This window comes from Duganella hordei (assembly GCF_040369125.1).
Classification (GTDB): domain Bacteria; phylum Pseudomonadota; class Gammaproteobacteria; order Burkholderiales; family Burkholderiaceae_D; genus Rugamonas; species Rugamonas hordei.
Genome location: NZ_BPWI01000003.1, coordinates 82,460 through 99,655, shown reverse-complemented (window position 1 = coordinate 99,655; position 17,196 = coordinate 82,460). Strand labels below are relative to the sequence as shown.

15 protein-coding genes and 1 tRNA gene are annotated in these 17,196 nt (G+C 67.4%); 6 read left to right on the top strand and 10 right to left on the bottom strand.

Going from position 1 to position 17,196, the window contains the following annotated elements:
• Positions 1-14: 14 nt before the first annotated feature.
• From ABWW33_RS08535 to ABWW33_RS08515, 5 genes are all read left to right on the top strand, one after another.
• Positions 15-341 (top strand): thioredoxin family protein, encoded by a 327-nt coding sequence (locus ABWW33_RS08535; RefSeq protein ID WP_176652537.1) that lies wholly within the window; start codon positions 15-17, stop codon positions 339-341.
• Between the two features lie 72 nt (positions 342-413).
• Positions 414-1,706, top strand: a complete 1,293-nt coding sequence (locus tag ABWW33_RS08530; protein WP_353400842.1) for an MFS transporter — start codon at positions 414-416, stop codon at positions 1,704-1,706.
• 194 nt (positions 1,707-1,900) lie between these two features.
• A complete protein-coding gene (locus ABWW33_RS08525) occupies positions 1,901-3,304 on the top strand; it encodes an MFS transporter (RefSeq protein WP_176652539.1) in 1,404 nt (467 codons plus the stop codon).
• 5 nt (positions 3,305-3,309) lie between these two features.
• Complete coding sequence (locus ABWW33_RS08520) at positions 3,310-4,461, top strand: aldose epimerase family protein (RefSeq protein ID WP_353401411.1); 1,152 nt, start codon at positions 3,310-3,312, stop codon at positions 4,459-4,461.
• A gap of 69 nt (positions 4,462-4,530) precedes the next feature.
• On the top strand, positions 4,531-5,520 hold the full coding sequence (locus ABWW33_RS08515; protein ID WP_176652541.1) for a LacI family DNA-binding transcriptional regulator: 990 nt from the start codon (positions 4,531-4,533) through the stop codon (positions 5,518-5,520).
• 5 nt (positions 5,521-5,525) lie between these two features.
• On the opposite strand, the gene ABWW33_RS08510 is transcribed toward ABWW33_RS08515, so the two are convergent.
• The 5 genes from ABWW33_RS08510 to ABWW33_RS08490 are packed head-to-tail and all read right to left on the bottom strand — an operon-like array spanning position 5,526 to position 10,027.
• Complete coding sequence (locus ABWW33_RS08510; protein WP_353400840.1) at positions 5,526-6,437, bottom strand: dihydrodipicolinate synthase family protein; 912 nt, start codon at positions 6,435-6,437, stop codon at positions 5,526-5,528.
• A gap of 24 nt (positions 6,438-6,461) precedes the next feature.
• Positions 6,462-7,724, bottom strand: a complete 1,263-nt coding sequence (locus ABWW33_RS08505) for an FAD-dependent oxidoreductase (RefSeq protein WP_353400838.1) — start codon at positions 7,722-7,724, stop codon at positions 6,462-6,464.
• Positions 7,721-7,999: a 2Fe-2S iron-sulfur cluster-binding protein gene (locus ABWW33_RS08500; RefSeq protein WP_353400836.1), complete on the bottom strand. Its 279-nt coding sequence runs from the start codon at positions 7,997-7,999 to the stop codon at positions 7,721-7,723. Before ABWW33_RS08500 ends, ABWW33_RS08505 begins: the two co-directional genes overlap by 4 nt.
• Positions 7,992-9,098, bottom strand: a complete 1,107-nt coding sequence (locus tag ABWW33_RS08495) for an NAD(P)/FAD-dependent oxidoreductase (protein WP_353400834.1) — start codon at positions 9,096-9,098, stop codon at positions 7,992-7,994. The genes ABWW33_RS08500 and ABWW33_RS08495 overlap by 8 nt, the downstream gene beginning before the upstream one ends.
• The gene (locus ABWW33_RS08490; protein ID WP_353400832.1) at positions 9,095-10,027 is read right to left on the bottom strand and encodes a 4-hydroxyproline epimerase; all 933 of its coding nucleotides are present in this window, start codon (positions 10,025-10,027) and stop codon (positions 9,095-9,097) included. Before ABWW33_RS08490 ends, ABWW33_RS08495 begins: the two co-directional genes overlap by 4 nt.
• A gap of 123 nt (positions 10,028-10,150) precedes the next feature.
• On the opposite strand from ABWW33_RS08490, the gene ABWW33_RS08485 reads away from it, so the two are divergent.
• On the top strand, positions 10,151-10,918 hold the full coding sequence (locus ABWW33_RS08485; RefSeq protein WP_353400830.1) for an AraC family transcriptional regulator: 768 nt from the start codon (positions 10,151-10,153) through the stop codon (positions 10,916-10,918).
• Here the strand turns inward: ABWW33_RS08485 and ABWW33_RS08480 are convergent.
• From ABWW33_RS08480 to mutL, 5 genes are all read right to left on the bottom strand, one after another.
• Positions 10,915-12,396 carry a sensor domain-containing diguanylate cyclase gene (locus ABWW33_RS08480; protein ID WP_176652546.1) on the bottom strand — a complete coding sequence of 494 codons (1,482 nt, stop codon included), beginning with the start codon at positions 12,394-12,396 and terminating at the stop codon, positions 10,915-10,917. The two genes, ABWW33_RS08485 and ABWW33_RS08480, sit on opposite strands and share 4 nt — an antisense overlap.
• 73 nt (positions 12,397-12,469) lie before the next feature.
• The gene (locus ABWW33_RS08475) at positions 12,470-13,936 is read right to left on the bottom strand and encodes a serine hydrolase domain-containing protein (protein ID WP_353400828.1); all 1,467 of its coding nucleotides are present in this window, start codon (positions 13,934-13,936) and stop codon (positions 12,470-12,472) included.
• A 149-nt stretch (positions 13,937-14,085) separates the two neighbouring features.
• Positions 14,086-14,162: transfer RNA gene (locus ABWW33_RS08470), tRNA-Met, on the bottom strand.
• 104 nt (positions 14,163-14,266) lie between these two features.
• The gene (miaA, locus tag ABWW33_RS08465) at positions 14,267-15,223 is read right to left on the bottom strand and encodes a tRNA (adenosine(37)-N6)-dimethylallyltransferase MiaA (protein WP_353400827.1); all 957 of its coding nucleotides are present in this window, start codon (positions 15,221-15,223) and stop codon (positions 14,267-14,269) included.
• A gap of 1 nt (position 15,224) precedes the next feature.
• Positions 15,225-17,174: a DNA mismatch repair endonuclease MutL gene (gene mutL, locus ABWW33_RS08460; RefSeq protein ID WP_353400825.1), complete on the bottom strand. Its 1,950-nt coding sequence runs from the start codon at positions 17,172-17,174 to the stop codon at positions 15,225-15,227.
• Positions 17,175-17,196 lie beyond the last annotated feature (22 nt).

The following is a 17,196-nucleotide window of genomic DNA, read 5'->3' as shown; positions in this document are numbered from 1 at the left end:
GTAACGGAGACAGCATGGAAAAAGTCTACATCCCCGCCGCGCCGGAGCGGGCCGCCGTCGACGCCATGAGCGGCGCCACGCTGCTGGAGTTCGGCGCCAACTGGTGCGGCCACTGCATGGCCGCGCAGGCGCCGCTGGAGCAGGCCTTTGCCGGCCACGAACAGGTCAGGCACTACAAGGTGGAGGACGGCCCCGGCCGCGCGCTGGGCCGCTCCTACCGGGTCAAGCTGTGGCCGACGATGATCTTCCTGCGCGACGGCCAGGAAGTGGCGCGCCTGGTGCGGCCGCTGAAGGCCGACGCCATCGGCGCCGCCCTGGCCCAGATCGATCCCAAGGGCTGACCATATCTGCTTGGCAACCTGCGGAGGGGGTGTGTATGATGGCCCGCACCATCCATCGCAGGAGCGTCAAGCATGAGTCAGTCCCACCCCGGATCGCCCAAGACCAATTCCCCCGCCACCGTGCTGTTTGCCAGCCTGATCGGCACCACGATTGAATTCTTCGATTTCTACATCTACGCCACCGCCGCCGTGCTGGTGTTCCCCAAGCTGTTCTTCCCGGCCAGCGATCCGGCCGCCGCGACGCTGCAATCGCTGGCCACGTTCGCCATCGCCTTCTTCGCCCGCCCGGTAGGCTCGGCCGTGTTCGGCCACTTCGGCGACCGCATCGGCCGCAAGGCCACGCTGGTCGCGGCGCTGCTGACCATGGGCCTGTCGACGGTGGTGATCGGCGCCTTGCCGACCTATGCGACCATCGGCACGCTGGCGCCGGCGCTGCTGGCGCTGTGCCGCTTCGGCCAGGGCCTGGGGCTGGGCGGCGAGTGGGGCGGCGCCGTGCTGCTGGCCACCGAGAACGCGCCGCCGGGCAAGCGCGCGTGGTACGGCATGTTCCCGCAGCTGGGCGCGCCGATCGGTTTCTTCCTGTCCGGCGGCATCTTCCTGCTGCTGAGCCAGACCCTGAGCGACGCCGAATTCTTCAGCTACGGCTGGCGCATTCCCTTCCTGGCCAGCTCGCTGCTGGTGATCGTCGGCCTGTACATCCGCCTGAAGATCCATGAAACGCCGGACTTCCAGAAGGTGCTGGACAAGAACGAGCGGGTCAAGGTGCCGGTGGTGACGGTGTGGCGCGACCACCGCCGCGTGCTGGTGCTGGGCACCTTGATCGCCATGGCCACCTTCGTGCTGTTCTACCTGATGACGGTGTTCGCGCTGAGCTGGGGCACCACCGCGCTCAAGTTCAGCCGCAAGGACTTCCTGATCCAGCAGCTGTTCGCCGTGGTGTTCTTCGGCCTGACGATACCGGTGGCCGCGCTGTGGGCCGACCGCTACGGCCGCCGCACGACGCTGATCTGGGTCTCGGCCGCGATCGCCGTGTTCGGCCTGGCGATGGCGCCGATGTTCGGCTCCGGCAGCAGCGTGCAGGTCACCATCTTCCTGTCGCTGGGCCTGGGCCTGATGGGCATGACCTACGGCCCGCTGGGCACCATCCTGTCCGAGCTGTTCCCGGCCGAGGTGCGCTACACCGGCGCTTCGCTGACGTTCAACCTGGCCGGCATCCTGGGCGCCTCGCTGGCGCCGTACATCGCCACCTGGCTGGCGACCAATTACGGCCTGCAATACGTCGGTTACTATCTGTCGGGCGCGGCGGTGATCAGCCTGGTGGCGCTGCTGCTGGCGCCGGGCGGCGACAGCAAGAAGTTGCAATAAAAGTCATCATATAACAATGGCCGCGCCGCCCGCCATGCGCGGGCGGCGCGGCCGGCAAGGTTCTACGCATTCCCTGAAGCGGCCGCATCTTTCCGCTTGCTTAAGCTGTTTTATAGTTGTACGATGACATACGACTAGAGTGATCTCGTGGAGACCGAGAGATCATCACCAAAAACCAGAAAATAAGTGATGCCATGAACCTGAGCGAGCCTGTGAACGCGCAAGCGGCTGGACAAACCGTCGGTAAATACCGCTGGACCATCTGCGCCCTGTTGTTTTTTGCCACCACCGTCAACTATCTGGACCGGCAGGTACTGAGCCTGCTGGCGCCGGACCTGTCCAAGGAATTCGGCTGGAGCAACACCGACTACGCCAACATCGCCGCCGCCTTCCAGTTCGTCTACGCGATCTCGATGCTGTTTGCCGGCCGCGTGGTCGACAAGATCGGCACCAAGGCCGCCTATGTGCTGGCGATCTGCATCTGGTCGCTGGGCGCCCTGATGCACGCGTTCTCGGTGCCGATGGGCGAGGGCGTGCGCGTGCTGCTGGGCGCGGCCGGCGTCGTGGTGGTGCCGTCCATTGTCGGCTTCATGATCTCGCGCGCCGTGCTGGCCATCGGCGAGGCCGGCAACTTCCCTGCCGCGATCAAGGCCACCGCCGAATACTTCCCGAAAAAAGAACGCTCCTTCGCCACCGGCATCTTCAACTCCGGCGCCAACGTCGGCGCGATCCTGGCGCCGATCTGCGTGCCGCTGATCGCCAGCGTGTGGGGCTGGCAGACCGCCTTCGTCATGATCGGCATGCTGGGCTTCATCTGGATGAGCGTGTGGATCACGTTGTACGAAAAACCGGAGCAGCAAAAGCGCCTGTCGGCCAGGGAGCTGGCCTACATCCGCAGCGACCAGGCGGCGCCGGTCGAGAAGACCGAGGAAGAATCGGCGGCCGCAGCCAGGAAGGTGTCGTGGCTGCAGCTGCTTACATACCGCCAGACCTGGGCCTTCGCCTTCGGCAAGTTCATGACCGACGGCGTCTGGTGGTTCTTCCTGTTCTGGCTGCCGACCTACCTGTCGGCGCAATACGGCATGAAGGGCAACGCCATCGTCGTGCCGCTGGCCGTGTTGTACAGCATGACGATGGTTGGCTCCATCGGCGGCGGCTGGTTCCCCACCTACTTCATGTCGCGCGGCTACGCGCCCTACGACGGCCGCATGAAAGCCATGCTGGTGATCGCCTTCTTCCCGCTGGTGGTGCTGCTGGCGCAACCGCTGGGCGCGATCAGCTTCTGGGTGCCGGTGCTGCTGATCGGCGTCGGCGCCTCGGCGCACCAGGCCTGGTCGGCCAACATCTTCACCACCGTGTCGGACATGTTCCCGCAAAAATCGGTGGCGTCGGTGATCGGCATCGGCGGCATGGCCGGCGGCATCGGCGGCGTGCTGCTGACCAAGCTGGGCGGCTGGGTGTTCGACTACTACAAGACGGTCAACGACATCCATACCGGCTACATGATCATGTTCGCCATCTGCGCGCTGGCCTACCTGGTGGCGTGGTGTGTGATGAAGGTGCTGGTCCCGCGGCACAAGGAAATCACCGACCTGTGACCGTCATGATGCGCGTGGCGCTGTGGCTGGTGCCGTTACTGGCCGTGGCCGGACCGGCACCGGCGGCCGCCGGCATCCGCGTCGAGCCGTTCGGCACCAGCCGCGCCGGCCAGCCGGTCGACAAGGTGGTGCTGGAGAACGATCGCGGCATGCGGCTGGCCTATATCGACTACGGCGCCACGCTGGTCGCCGCCGAAGTGGCCGACCGCCGCGGCCGGCGCCGCAACATCATCCTCAGCCTGCCGGACCTGGCTTCCTACGAACGCACGCAGCGCCGCTTCGCCGCCGTCATCGGCCGCTATGCCGGCCGCATCGCCAACGCCCGCTACACGCTGGACGGCAGGACCGTACAGCTGATCCCCAACGCCAAGGGCATCGCCATCCACGGCGACCCGGACGGCTACGACAAGCGCGTCTGGCGGCGCCAGGATTTCGCCGACGCCGTATCGATAGGCTCGATCTACCGCCTGCACAGCCCAGACGGCGACCAGAACTTCCCCGGCGCGCTGGACGTCAGCGTCACCTACCGGCTGCTGCGCAAGCGCGACGAATTCCAGATCGAGTACCGCGCCGCGACCGACGCGCCGACGGTGCTCAACCTGACCAACCACGCCTTCTACAACCTGGCCGGCGCCGGCACGGGCGGCATGGCCACGCACCGCTTCCAGATCGCCGCCGACCGCTACGCCGAGACCGACGGCAACCGCATCCCCACCGGCGCGCTGGCCAGCGTGGCCGGCACGCCGCTGGACTTCCGCCGCCCCAGCGGCATCAGCGAGCGTCTGCGCACGGCCGCCGAGGTGCCGCTGCTGGCGCCGCCGGGCGGCCTGCCGGGCATCGACCACAGCCTGCTGTTTTCCAAGCGGGCCGGCGCTTACCAGCGGGTGGCGCTGATCGAGGACATGGCCAGCGGCCGGCGCATGGAAGTGCGCACCACCGAGCCGGCGCTGCAGCTGAACAGCGCCAGTGGCTTCGACGGCGGCGAGATCGGCAGCGAAGGCGTGGGCTACCGCCGCTACGACGGTTTTGCGTTTGAAACCCAGCACCTGCCGGACAGTCCCAACCACCCGCAATTCCCCACCACGGCGCTGTATCCGGGCCAGGTTTTTCACGCGCTGACCAGCTTTCGCTTTTCGGCTGGCCGCCGCCGCGACTGAGCGCTCATGCCGACATGATAAGATTGTTCCTTTGGCGGCGCTGTCGCCGAGCCTTACGATAGTCTGAACATGAAAAAAAATGTAGCGACCATACGCGATGTGGCGGCGGCGGCCGGAGTCTCGACCGCCACCGTGTCGAAGTACGTCAACGGCGCGCAGCGGTTTTCGCCGGCGGTGGAGGCCACCATCAAGGAAGTGATCGACAAGCTGGGCTACCGCTCCAATCCGCTGGCGGCGTCGATGATCACCGGCCGCACCAAGAGCATCGGCCTGTCGGTGCTGGACATCGCCAATCCCCACTTCACCAGCATCGTCAAGGGCGTCAACCGCGTCGCGCAGGCGCATGGCTACACCGTGCTGCTGGTCGACACCGAGGAAAACCCGGACCGCGAACGGCCGTTGCTGGAGGCGCTGAGCCGGCGCGTGGACGGCATCATCATGTTCTCGCGCATGCTGGAGCCGGAGATGGACTGGGTGATGGGGCTGGGCAAGCCGCTGGTCTACTTCGGCAGCCTGACGCGGCTCGATATACCGTGGGTAATCAGCGACGACCACCGCGGCGGCTACATGCTGGCGCGGCACCTGGTATCGCTGGGCCACAAGCGCATCGCCTACCTGAGCTTCCCGCGTTCGCGGCGCGACAGCGAGCGCCTCGGCGGCATACGCGAATGCCTGGCCGCGCACAAGCTGGAACTGACGCTGCATGAAGCCGGCGCGCCGACGGCGGCCGAAGGCGAGCGCATATGCTCGGCCATCATGCTCGGCGCCGAGCATCCGGATGCGCTGATCTGCTACAACGACCTGATCGCGCTGGGCTTCATGAAGGAGGCGCAGACGCTGGGCTTCAAGCTGCCGCAGGACATATCGGTGGCCGGCTTCGACAACATCCTGTACGGCCAGTACACCTCGCCGGCGCTGACCACGGTGGACCTGCAGAGCGAACGCATGGGCGAGGAAGCGATGGAGAAACTGCTCGCCTCCATCGACGGCAAGCCCGCCACCGACACCGTCACCATCGACCCGCAGCTGATCCTGCGGGCCTCGACCATCAGGCGTTAGATTTTTTAAAACAGCGCGCCGACGTCCGGACGGTTGGCCAGCGCTTTTTCGACGACGGCGGTGACGCGCGCGCGCTCGGCGCCCTGCAGCGGCTGGCGCGGGCGGCGCACGTTCTCGTTGCCGACGCCGGCCAGCGTCTCGACCAGCTTCAGGTTCTGCACCAGCTTGTTCGACACGTCCAGGTGCATCAGCGGCATGAACCACTGGTACAGCTTGAGCGCCTCATCCCAGCGCTTGGCCTTCATCAGCTTGTACAGCGCCACCGTCTCCTTCGGGAAGGCCACCACCAGGCCGGCCAGCAGGCCGTCCGCGCCCACCGCCAAACCCTCGAACGACAGGTCGTCCACGCCCATGAACAGCTGGTAGCGGTGGCCGACGGCGTTGCGCAGGTCGGTGATGCGGCGCACGTTGTCGGTCGATTCCTTGATGGCGACGATCCATTCGCAATCGGCCAGTTCCTTGAAGTCGTCCGGCGTCAGGTCGACCTTGTACGACACCGGATTGTTGTAGACCATGATCGGCAGCTGCGCCGCCTTGGCGATGGTGCGCAGGTTGTCCATCGCCTCGCGCGAATCGGCCGCGTACAGCACCGACGGCATCACCATCAAACCCTGCACGCCCATCTCGTGCGCCTTCTCGACGAAGCGGCATGCGGTGGCGGTGCGCGTTTCGCTGACGTTGAGCAGCACCGGCACGCGGCCGGCGGCGACGTCCAGCGCGGTCTTGGCCACGGCCAGTTTCTCGTCGAAGGACAAGGTGCTGGCTTCACCCAGCGAGCCGCAGGTCAGCAGCGCGTGCACGCCGCTGTCGATCTGGAAGGCGAAGTGCTTTTCCATCTCGGCGTGGTCCAGATCCTCGTTCTCCTTGAACTTGGTCGTTACTGCGGGGAAGACCCCTTCCCATTTTGCTGCTGCCATTGCGGTTCTCCTTGGTGTGGTTCGTTAATCGATGAGGGTGGATATGCGGGCCGGCGAGATCGGCATGCGCACCGCGTCCGGACGCCAGCCGTACAGCACTTCGGTGGCGCCGCCGCAGATGCGGCCCTGGCAGGGGCCCATGCCGCAGCGGGTTTGCAGCTTGGCGCTGCGCCAGCTGCCGTGGGTGCGCAGTTCGCCGTGGCAGACGTCCTCGCAGCGGCAGACGATGGTGTCGTCGCCGGCCAGCTCGCGCAGCTCGGGACGCAGCGCGAACGCGCGCTCCAGGCGGGAGGCGAATTTGCGCCAGCGGGTGCGCTCGGCAAAGGCCGCGTGCGACGCGGTCACATGGCCGCTGGCGGCCAGGCCGGCGATATGGCCTTCCGCCAGCGCCAGGTCGACCCCGCCGATGCCGGTGCCTTCGCCCGCGCAGTAGATGTCGGCAATGGATGTCTGCTGCCAGGTGTCGACCGTCACCGATGTTTGTCCGTTGTGCGAGCTTGTCGCGCAGCCCAGCGCCTGCGCCAGTTCGACATTCGGCAGCAGGCCGTAGCCGCAGGCCAGGTAGTCGCACTGCAGCGTTTCCAGCTCGCGCGCGTCGCCGCGTTGCAGCTGTATCGATTGCAGCGTGCCGTCGCCATGCGCGGAGCGCACGTAGCTGTCGCGCAGATACGGGATGCCGCGCAGCTGGCCCGCCAGTTGCAGCGCTTGCGCCAGCTTGGCCGGCGTCGCCGGCAGGCCGGCGGCAAAGCGCGCCAGCGCCGGCAAGGCCGCCTGCTCGACGATGGCGACGATCTCGGCGCCGCGCGCGCGCAGCGTGGCGGCCACCGCCAGCAGCAGCGGACCGCTGCCGGCCACCACCACGCGCTTGCCCCGCAGCGGATAGCCGCCCTTGGCCAGCGCCTGCAGGCCGCCGGCGCCGGTCACGCCGGGCAACGTCCAGCCGGGGAAGGGCAGCAGGCGCTCGCGCGCGCCGGTGGCCAGTATCAGTTGCCTGTAGCTCAGCGTGGCCGACGACGACGGCGTCTGCACCTGCAGCTGTCCGGCGCAGGGCGCGTACAACACGCGCGTCTGCGGCAGGAAGCTGACGTTGGACGCCGCCTGCAGATCGGCCCACATCCGCTGCGCACGCGGGTCGTCCTGCTGCGACGGCCCGCCGCGCCATATCTGGCCGCCGGCCAAAGGGTTGTCGTCGACGATGCCGACCTGCGCGCCGTGCGCGCCGGCCGCATGTGCGGCGGCCAGTCCGGCCGGGCCGGCGCCGACGACCAGGATGTCGTGGTGATTCATGCCGGATCCTCTTCCGCGCCGGCGCCGGTGACGACGTGCATGCCGTCCGCGCACAAGGTCTGGCAGGACAGCTGGTGCATGCGGCCGTCGATGGTCACCCGGCATTCGTGGCAGACGCCCATGCCGCACAAGGGCGCGCGCGCGGCGCCGCTGACCGAGCGGCGGGTGACGGCGCTGCCGGCCATCGCGATCGCGGCGGCCACGCTGACGCCCCGCGCCACGCCGATGTCGCGGCCGTTGATGTTGAGGACGATGATGTTCACGGTATCAGGCATGGAAGCGCGCCGGCAGGTAAGGGGCCGCCGGGATCTGCGTGCCGGTGCCGGTCATCTGGCTTGCCAGTAGCTGCGCCGTCGCCAGCGAGGTGGTGATGCCCAATCCTTCATGGCCGGTGGCCAGCCACAGGCCGCGCCGCGCGGCGTGGGGGCCGATCAGCGGCAGGCCGTCCGGCGTGGCGGCGCGCAGGCCGGTCCAGCAGCGCAGCACGTTCAGTTGTGCCAGCGCGGGGGTGAATGTCGTAGCGTGTCGCAGCATGCGTTGCAGCATGGCCGGCTCCACCGCCAGGTCGATTGTGTCGAACTGGCGGGAGGAGCCGATCAATACTTGTCCGGTAGGACGGGGCTGCAAATTGAACGCGACCGTGTCGCCGCTGGGCGCGTGGGCGCTCTTGATGTATCCCAGTTCCACCAGCTGATGGTGGACGAAGCCGGGATAGCGGTCGGTGATCGCGATATGTCCTTTTTTCTGCTGCAGCGGCAGCTCGGGCAGCAAGGCGGCGGAGCGTGAACCGGCGGCCAGCACCACGTACTGCGCCTGGTGGCGCGCGCCGTCCGCCAGCACGATGCCGTTGTGCTCGACCGCCGCGACGCTGCCGCGCAGCGTGGCGGCGCCGCGGCGGATCGCCCGGTCCAGCAGGATGCGCGCGCTCTTGGGCGGATAGACCAGGCCATCGCCGGCCACCAGCAGGCCGCCCGCCAGGCCGGGGCGCAGTTGCGGCTCGCGCGCATACAGCGCCGCCGGCGCCAGCAGCTCGCAAGCCAGGCCGTGGGCCGACAAGGTCTGCGCCTTGTCGCGCGCGGCCTGCATTTCCTCCTCGTCGGCGGCGACCCAGATGGTGCCGCAGCGGCTGTACTCGTGGCGCTGCGGGCGGTCGCCCACCAGGTCGTTCCACAGCGAGACCGAATACGCCGACAGCGCCAGTTCCGCCGCATTGTCGTCCATGACCACCAGGTGGCCCATGCCGGCGGCGGTGGCGCCGCCGCCCGGCATGTCCTGTTCGATCACCATCACCCGCAGCCCGCGTTCGCTGAGCGCGTCGGCACAGGCCGCGCCGACGATGCCGGCGCCGATGACGATGACGTCGGTTTTATTCACCGTATGCCCCACACGAAGGGATCGGTCGGGTCGAGGATCAGCTGCGCCTGCGCGTTGACCCAGGCCCGTCCCCGTATGCTGGGGATCAGCTGCTTGCCGCGATAACGGTAGGACGCTTCGAACACGCTGCCGATCACGCTTTCCTGTTTCCACAGCGCGCCCTCGGCCAGCTTGCCGTCCGCCGCCAGGCAGGCCAGCTTGGCGCTGGTGCCGGTGCCGCAGGGCGAGCGGTCGTAGGCCTTGCCGGGGCAGAGCACGAAACTCTGGCTGTCGGCGCCGCTGCGCGACGGTGCGAACAGTTCGATATGGTCGATCAGCGCGCCGCCTTCGCCGGTGATGCCGGCGCGCTCCAGCGCCGCGCCGACGGCCACGCTGTAGACGGTCAGCGCCTCGACGTTGTGAACGCCCAGTTCCAGCCCGTGGCTGGAGACCAGGAAGAACCAGTTGCCGCCCCAGGCCACGTCGCCGGTGACGGGGCCGTGGCCCGGCACGTCGACCGTGACCTGCGCCCGGCTGCGGTACGAGGCCACGTTATCGACCGTGACGCTGCCGTCGGCGTGCAGTTCGGCTTCGACCACCCCGACCGGCGTGTCGATGCGATGGCGGCCGGCGCCGATGCGGCCCATGAAGGCCAGCGATGCCACCAGGCCGATGGTGCCGTGGCCGCACATGCCGAGATAGCCGACATTGTTGAAGAAGATGACGCCTGCCGCACAATCGGGCGCGTGCGGCTCACACAGCAGCGCGCCGACCAGCACGTCCGAGCCGCGCGGCTCGCACACCACCGCCGAACGGAAGTTGTCATGCCCGGCGCGCAGCAGCGCAAGCCGCTCGGACAGCGGACCGGCGCCCAGTTCCGGGCCGCCGGCGACGACCAGGCGGGTCGGCTCGCCGCCGGTGTGGGAATCGATGATGGAGATGGTTTTCATGCATAAATCTTATGCTCATGGCGCCGCCGCGTCTTGCACCGTCTGCGCACGATGGATGACGATTTCTGCACAATCGGCAAAAAACTGGAGACGCCGCCCGGCACCGCTGGCACAATCGAATCCATGCACACCAACCCACATCAGGACGACAGCGCGCGCCGCGCGCTGGGCGCCGGCATCGCCGATCCCTTCTTCGCCGAAGCGCTGTTCGACGCGCTGCCGGACGTGGTGTTCTTCGTCAAGGACGTGCAGGGGCGCTATGTGGTGGTCAACCAGACATTGGTGCAGCGCTGCGGGCAGCGGCACAAGGCCGCGCTGCTCGGCCGCACTTCGGCGGAGGTGTTCGCCCGTCCGTTCGGCCAGACCTACCTGGCGCAGGACATGGCGGTGCTGGCCGGCGGCGCCAGTATCGAGGACCAGCTGGAACTGCACCTGTACCCGAACCGCGATCCCGGCTGGTGCCTGACGCGCAAGACTGCGCTGCGCGACGCCGCCGGCCGCATCGTCGGCCTGACCGGCGTGTCGCGCGACCTGGCGATGGCGGATAAGAAGAATCCGGCCTACCGCAAGGTGGCGGCGGCGGTGGCGCTGATCCATGAGGAGTACGGCCGGCAGCTGCCGCTGGCGGAGCTGGCGCGCACGGCCAATATGTCGGTGGCGCAGATCGAGCGCTACTTCCTGCGCATCTTCCACCTGACGCCGCGCCAGATGATCATCCAGACCCGTGTCGATGCCGCCTCGCGGCTGCTGAAGGGCGGCGCCAGCGTGGCGGAGATCGCCCAGGCTTGCGGCTACGGCGATCACTCCGCCTTCACGCGCCAGTTCAAGGCCACCACCGGCGTCACGCCGACCCAGTACCGCCAGCTGCAGACGTCCGCTTCGTCCGCTTAAATCATCATGCCGACGTCGGCCTGCTCGACGCGGTTGCGGCCCAGCTGCTTGGCGCGGTACAGCGCCGTATCGGCGGCTTTCAGGAACGAGGCGATGGCGTCTCCCTCGTCCGGCGTGATCACCGCCACTCCCACGCTCACCGTCAGCACGTCGAACGGCGACGTTTCGTGCGGCAGCGCCAGGTCCTCGACCGATCGGCACACCATGCTTGCCATCTCCAGCGACTGGTCCTCCGCGTTCGATTGCGAGATGATGGCGAATTCCTCGCCGCCGTAGCGGGCGACGAAATCGCCGCTGCGGCGGATGTGCGCGGTCAGCGCTTCAGCCACCCTGCACAGCGCCTCGTCGCCGGCCTGGTGGCCGTAATTGTCGTTGTATTGCTTGAACAGGTCGACGTCCAGCATGGCCAGCGTCAGCGCCTGCTTGCCGCGCCGCGCGCGGCTCCATTCGGCGGCCAGTATCTCGTCGAAGCGGCGGCGGTTGGCGATGCCGGTCAGGCTGTCGGTGATGCTCATCGTCGCCAGCGCGCGGTTGGACACCTCCAGTTCGCGGGTGCGCTCGCGCACGCGGTTCTCCAGCTCGCGCTCGCGCGTCTGCAGCTCGTTCAGCAGCACCGCGAAGCCGATGCCGACCATGCACAGCGTCAGGATGAATTCCTGCGCGCGCACCGTTTCCAGGTGCACCGGCACGTCGCCGAAGGGCTTCATCCCGGTGGTCATCATCATCGCCGTGGACAGCGAGACCAGCGCCACGAACAGCGTCGTCAGGCGCGGGCCGAAGCGGAACGCGATCACCGCCGCCGCCGGCATGAGCAAGGTCGGCGTCACGGAGACGCCGTCGATTTCGCCGCCGTGCGCCGACAGCACGGCCGCCGCCAGTATCAGCGTCAGGGCCAGCGCGAGGTCGTCGAGGCGCGTCAGCTTCAGCGGCTGCTGGGACGGATGGGTGAAGGCCAGCAGCAGCGGCGTATAGATCAACAGGCCCAGGCCGTCGCCGAACCACCACAGGCGCGCCAGCGTGAAGTAGGAGGTGGTGACGCCGCCGGCCTTCTGCAGCACGAAGGCGGCCATCAGTCCGGCCAGCAGCGCGCCGGCGACAGGGCCGGACAGGATGAACTTGATCAGGTCCTGCAGCCGCTGCAGCCGGAACGAGGCGCCGCTGCGGCGCATCAGCTGGTAGGTGAAGACGACTTCCAGCAGATTGACGACGCTGAGCAGTATCGCCTCGTACCATGGAAAGACGGGCAGGTTGGCGAGGACGTCGGAACTGAAGGTGAGGGCGGCCAGCAGCGGCGCGCGCTGGCCGCGGAAGCGCAGCAGCGCGGCCAGCAGCACGGCGTTGGGCAGCCACACCACCACCACGTTTTCCGGCGTGACGGCACAGAAAAAAGTCAGCTTGACGCTGGCGAAATGGAACAGTGGCAGCAGCATGCAGAACAGCCAGTTCGGCCGTTCCCAGAATTGGTCTCGTTGTATCATCGGCGCCTTGCGGATAGTCGGCCGTATTTGCGCCGGTCGCTGCCAGATTGCCCTGCAATGCGGGCGCTGTCAACTACAGCAGTTTACTGTGCGGGACGCGGTGAGCCTTGCGGCCGCCAATCAGTACCACGTCCTGTGTTCCATCTTGCGCCAGTTCGATACTCTCTCCGGTTTCCGGGGCCACCAGGCTGGCGGCTCCGGTCGGCACCAGGCGGGTGGCGCCGATGTCGGGCATCACCAGCATCCAGTCCTTGCCATCGAATTGCAAGTCATAGCGGTTGGCGTAGCGGCCCTCGAATACATCCAGGCGATAAGTGCCCGCATAGCGCCTGGCCACGGCGATATCGAGCGGTGCCGGCTGCACCGGACGCGGTTTGAAGTCCGGCCACCCATATGCCGACGACACGGCCTTGACGATCTCGCCGCCCAAATAAGAACCGTTGTCGCCATCCGTCATGACCACCACGCCATCGCCGCTTTCGAGATACATCGCATAGGTACTTTTAAAACCGGCATTGCCGCCGGAATGCATGAAACGCAGGTGTTCGCCCTCGCCGACAACGAACAGGCCTTGCGCATAATTGTTCAAACCGGGCTTCAGAAGATCGTGTGCCTGAACGGTATTCAGGAACGCCGTGCCGGCTTTCCAGGACTGCTGCAGGGCGATGGCAAACCGGGCCAAATCGCTGGGAGTGGTCCACAATCCGGCGGCCGCCAGTTCCGGATAGACAAGGGCGCCACCCTCGACCTCGCTGCCATCAGTGTAGTGGCCGCGTGCGCGATTGCGCTCTCCGGCCGGCAGCGGCTGGGCAAAGCTGCTGCGGCGCATCGACAGCGGCTCTAGCACCTGCTGTTGCATCAACTCGGCAAAAGGCGTGTTCAGGCATTGCTCCATGGCGACTTGGGCAATGGTGTAGCCGCCACCGGAATAGGCGTGCGCGCTGCCCGGAACGGTCTGGATGGCGACAGCCGGCGTGACCGATGGCGGCTCGCCCTTGATCACTTGCACAGCGGTGGGGATCGCCTGTGACGGAGGATAGCCGGGAAAGCCGGAGACCGTCGCGCCGGCGTTGTGACTGAGCAGGTTGCGCAAGGTCACCGGATGCTCTGTGCTCTGCTTTCCTGCCGGCAGAGCCAACGGTTTCAGACACCCGTCAACCGGCGCATCGAGCTCAAGCTTGCCGCCGCGCGCCAGCCGGTGCGCCAGCGCTCCGGCGATGCCTTTGCTGATCGATGCCGCCTGATAAACCGTATCGGTGTCGATCCGTGGCGCGGCGGGCTGCTGGTACACGCCGGCCCAGGCTATCTTGCCATGGCGAATAACGGCCACGCTGACGCTGGCAACCCGATAGCGCTGCATGCGCTGTTGAATATTAAAAGTCGCTGCCGGCTCGCCGGCAATCGCCACGCGCTGCTGCAGGCCATCGCCTATGCGCGCGCCGATATCGAATTCAGCCGCGGCAAGCGACGCGCTGCCTGCCGCCGCGGTCAACAGGAGGACACGCAGCATGGCAGGCCGGGCGGATAGAGTGGGTTCCATGTCTTGCATCGTATCGGATGGAGCCGGCCTTGCCATGCCCTTGCGACGAGATGCTGAAAAAGCAGTCTGAACTGCATATTTCACCAGACTACAAACACAAAAGGCCTAGCTCGGTGTGAGCTAAGCCTTGAATTGTGTGGGGTATTCTTTGGTGGTGATAGGTGGACTTGAACCACCGACCCCAGCATTATGAATGCTGTGCTCTAACCAACTGAGCTATATCACCTGCAACGCCCAGCATTATCGGGGTTGGAGCCATGGCTGTCAAGGATGGTTCCCCAAAATTTTCCAAAAAAATGCATCGCGGCGCGAAAAATTGGCAGATTGGTATTAACCCAGCCGGTCGCCGATCTGCGCCAGCATGGCGGCGGCCGGGGCGGGGGCGAGGCAATCGAGCACCACGCGCTGCGGCATGGAACGCAGCCACGTCAGCTGGCGCTTGGCCAGCTGACGGGTGGCGATGATGCCGGTTTCGCGCATGGTCTGGTAGTTGATGGTCCCGTCCAGGTATTCCCACGCCTGGCGATAGCCGACGCAGCGCATCGATGGCAGCCCCGGATGCAGGTCGCCACGGCGGCGCAGCGCTTCCACTTCGGTGATCAGGCTGCCGTCCGCCGATTCCTCCAGCATGATGTCGAAGCGGCGCGCGATGCGCTCGTGCAGCACGGCGCGGTCCGACGGCTCCAGCGCGAACGACAGCAGCTCGAACGGCAGCTCGGTCTTCTCGCGCAAGGCCAGCAGCTCGGACATCGGCTTGCCGCTCAGGGCGCAGATCTCCAGCGCGCGCTGGATGCGCTGGGCGTCCGCCGGCGCCAGGCGGGCGGCGGTTTCGGGATCGAGCAGGGCCAGCCTGGCATGCATCGCCGGCCAGCCGACGCGGGCCGCTTCCTCTTCCAGTTCGGCGCGCAGCGCGGGATCGGCGCCGGGCAGGTCGTCCAGGCCGTCGGCCAGGCCCTTGAAGTACAGCATGGTGCCGCCCACCAGCAGCGGCAGCTTGCCGCGCGCGGCGATCTCGCCGACCAGCCGCAGCGTATCGGTGCGGAACTGCGCCACCGAATAGGAATCCAGCGGGTCGATGATGTCGATCAGGTGGTGCGGCGCGGCGGCGCGTTCCTCGCGCGTGGGCTTGGCGGTGCCGATGTCCATGCCGCGATACACCAGCGCCGAATCGACGGAGATGATCTCGGACGGGATGCGCTGCGCGATGGCGAGCGCGGACGCCGTCTTGCCCGACGCCGTCGGTCCCATGATGGCGACCGCCAGCGGTTTTGATGCGGTGTTGCCCATGTTATTGGCCGCGCAGGAACAGCTTGTCGAGCGCGCCGATTTCCACCTGCACCCAGGTCGGGCGGCCGTGGTTGCACTGGTCGGCGCGTTCGGTGATTTCCATCTGGCGCAGCAGCGCGTTCATTTCCTGCGTCGACAGGATGCGGTTGGCGCGCACCGCCGTGTGGCAGGCGAGGGTGCCGAGCAGCTCGTTCTGGCGCTCGATCAGCACGCGCGAGCCGCCGAATTCGCGCACGTCGCGCAGCACGTCGCGCGCCAGCGTCTGGGCGTCGGCGTTTTTCAGCAGCACCGGCACGGAGCGCACCGCCAGCGTGGTCGGCGACAGCGTGGCGATGTCGAAGCCCAGCGCCTGCAGCGTTTCCTGATGTTCCGATGCGGTGCCCACTTCCACCGCGTCGGCATAGAAGGTGACCGGGATCAGCAGCGGCTGCACCTGCATCTCTTCGCCGGCGACGCGGCTGTCCAGCGCGGTTTTCAGTTGTTCATAGAGGATGCGCTCGTGCGCGGCGTGCATGTCGACCAGCACCAGGCCCTTGGCGTTCTGGGCCAGGATGTAGATGCCGTGCAGCTGCGCCAGCGCGAAGCCGAGCGGGAACTCTTCCTGCGCCATCGCGGCCGGCGAGACGGTGAACGGGCTGGCCTGCGGCAGCGCCATGTCGGATTCGGCGCGGTAGCCGGTGACCGGACCGGAGCCGCCGAACAGGGCGCCGTATTTCTCGGTGCTCTGCGCGACGCCGCCTTCGTTGCCGCCGAAGCGCGGCGCGCCGAAACCTGCGCTGCCGCCGCCGCCATCGCGCTGGCCGAACGGCGACGGCGAGAAGGTCGGCGAGTAGTCGGGCGCCAGCAGCGGCCCGAACGAAGTCTGCTCGCCGCGCCAGGTCGCGCTGCCGAGGCTTTCCGCCGCCGGCAGCGGCGACGGCACGCTGCCGTGCGACGTGGCCGAGGTCTGCGCCAGCGCGCGCTGCACCGCGTGGAACACGAACTGGTGCACCGCGCGGCTGTCGCGGAAGCGCACTTCGATCTTCGACGGGTGCACGTTGACGTCGACCAGCGCAGGATCGAGATCGAGCGCCAGCACATACGAAGGGAAGCGGTCGCCGTGCAGCACGTCCTGGTAGGCCGCCTTGACGGCGTGCACCAGCACCTTGTCGCGCACGAAGCGTCCGTTCACGTAGAAGAACTGGCCGTCCGCGCGCGCCTTGGAGGCAGTCGGCAGGCCGGTGTAGCCGTGCAGGCGCAGCGGGCCTGCGCTCTCGTCGATGGCCAGGCGCGCCTCGGCGAAGCCTTCGCCCAGGATGTGCGCGCTGCGCTTGGCCATTTCGCTGACGTTCCAGTGGTCGATGGTGCGGCCGTTGTGGCTCAGCGAGAACGACACGTCCGGCCGCGCCAGCGCGATGCGGCGCACGACTTCGGCGCAATGGCCAAACTCGGTCTGCTCGGACTTGAGGAACTTGCGGCGCGCCGGTGTGTTGAAGTACAGGTCCTGCACGTCGACCGTGGTGCCCTGGGCGCCGGAGGACGGCGCCACCGCGCCGTTGTGCGAGCCGACGATTTCCCATGCGTGGGCCGCGTCGGCGGTGCGCGAAGTCAGCGTGACGGCGGCCACCGAGGCGATCGAGGCCAGCGCCTCGCCGCGGAAGCCCAGGGTGCCGACGTTTTCCAGGTCGTCCAGCGAGGCGATCTTCGAGGTGGCGTGGCGGGCCAGCGCGAGCGGCATCTGCTCGGGCGGGATGCCGCGCCCGTTGTCGGTGATGGCGATGCGTTTGACGCCGCCTTCCTCCAGCCGCACGGTGATCTGCGAGGCGCCCGCGTCGAGCGCGTTCTCCAGCAGTTCCTTGACCACGGCGGACGGCCGTTCGACCACCTCGCCGGCGGCGATCTGCGAAATCAGCTGGTCGGGCAGGGCCTGGATGGGGCGTGGGGTGCGGGGAGTGGTGTCGGGCGCGTTCATCACGAGATTATAACTGTTCGCC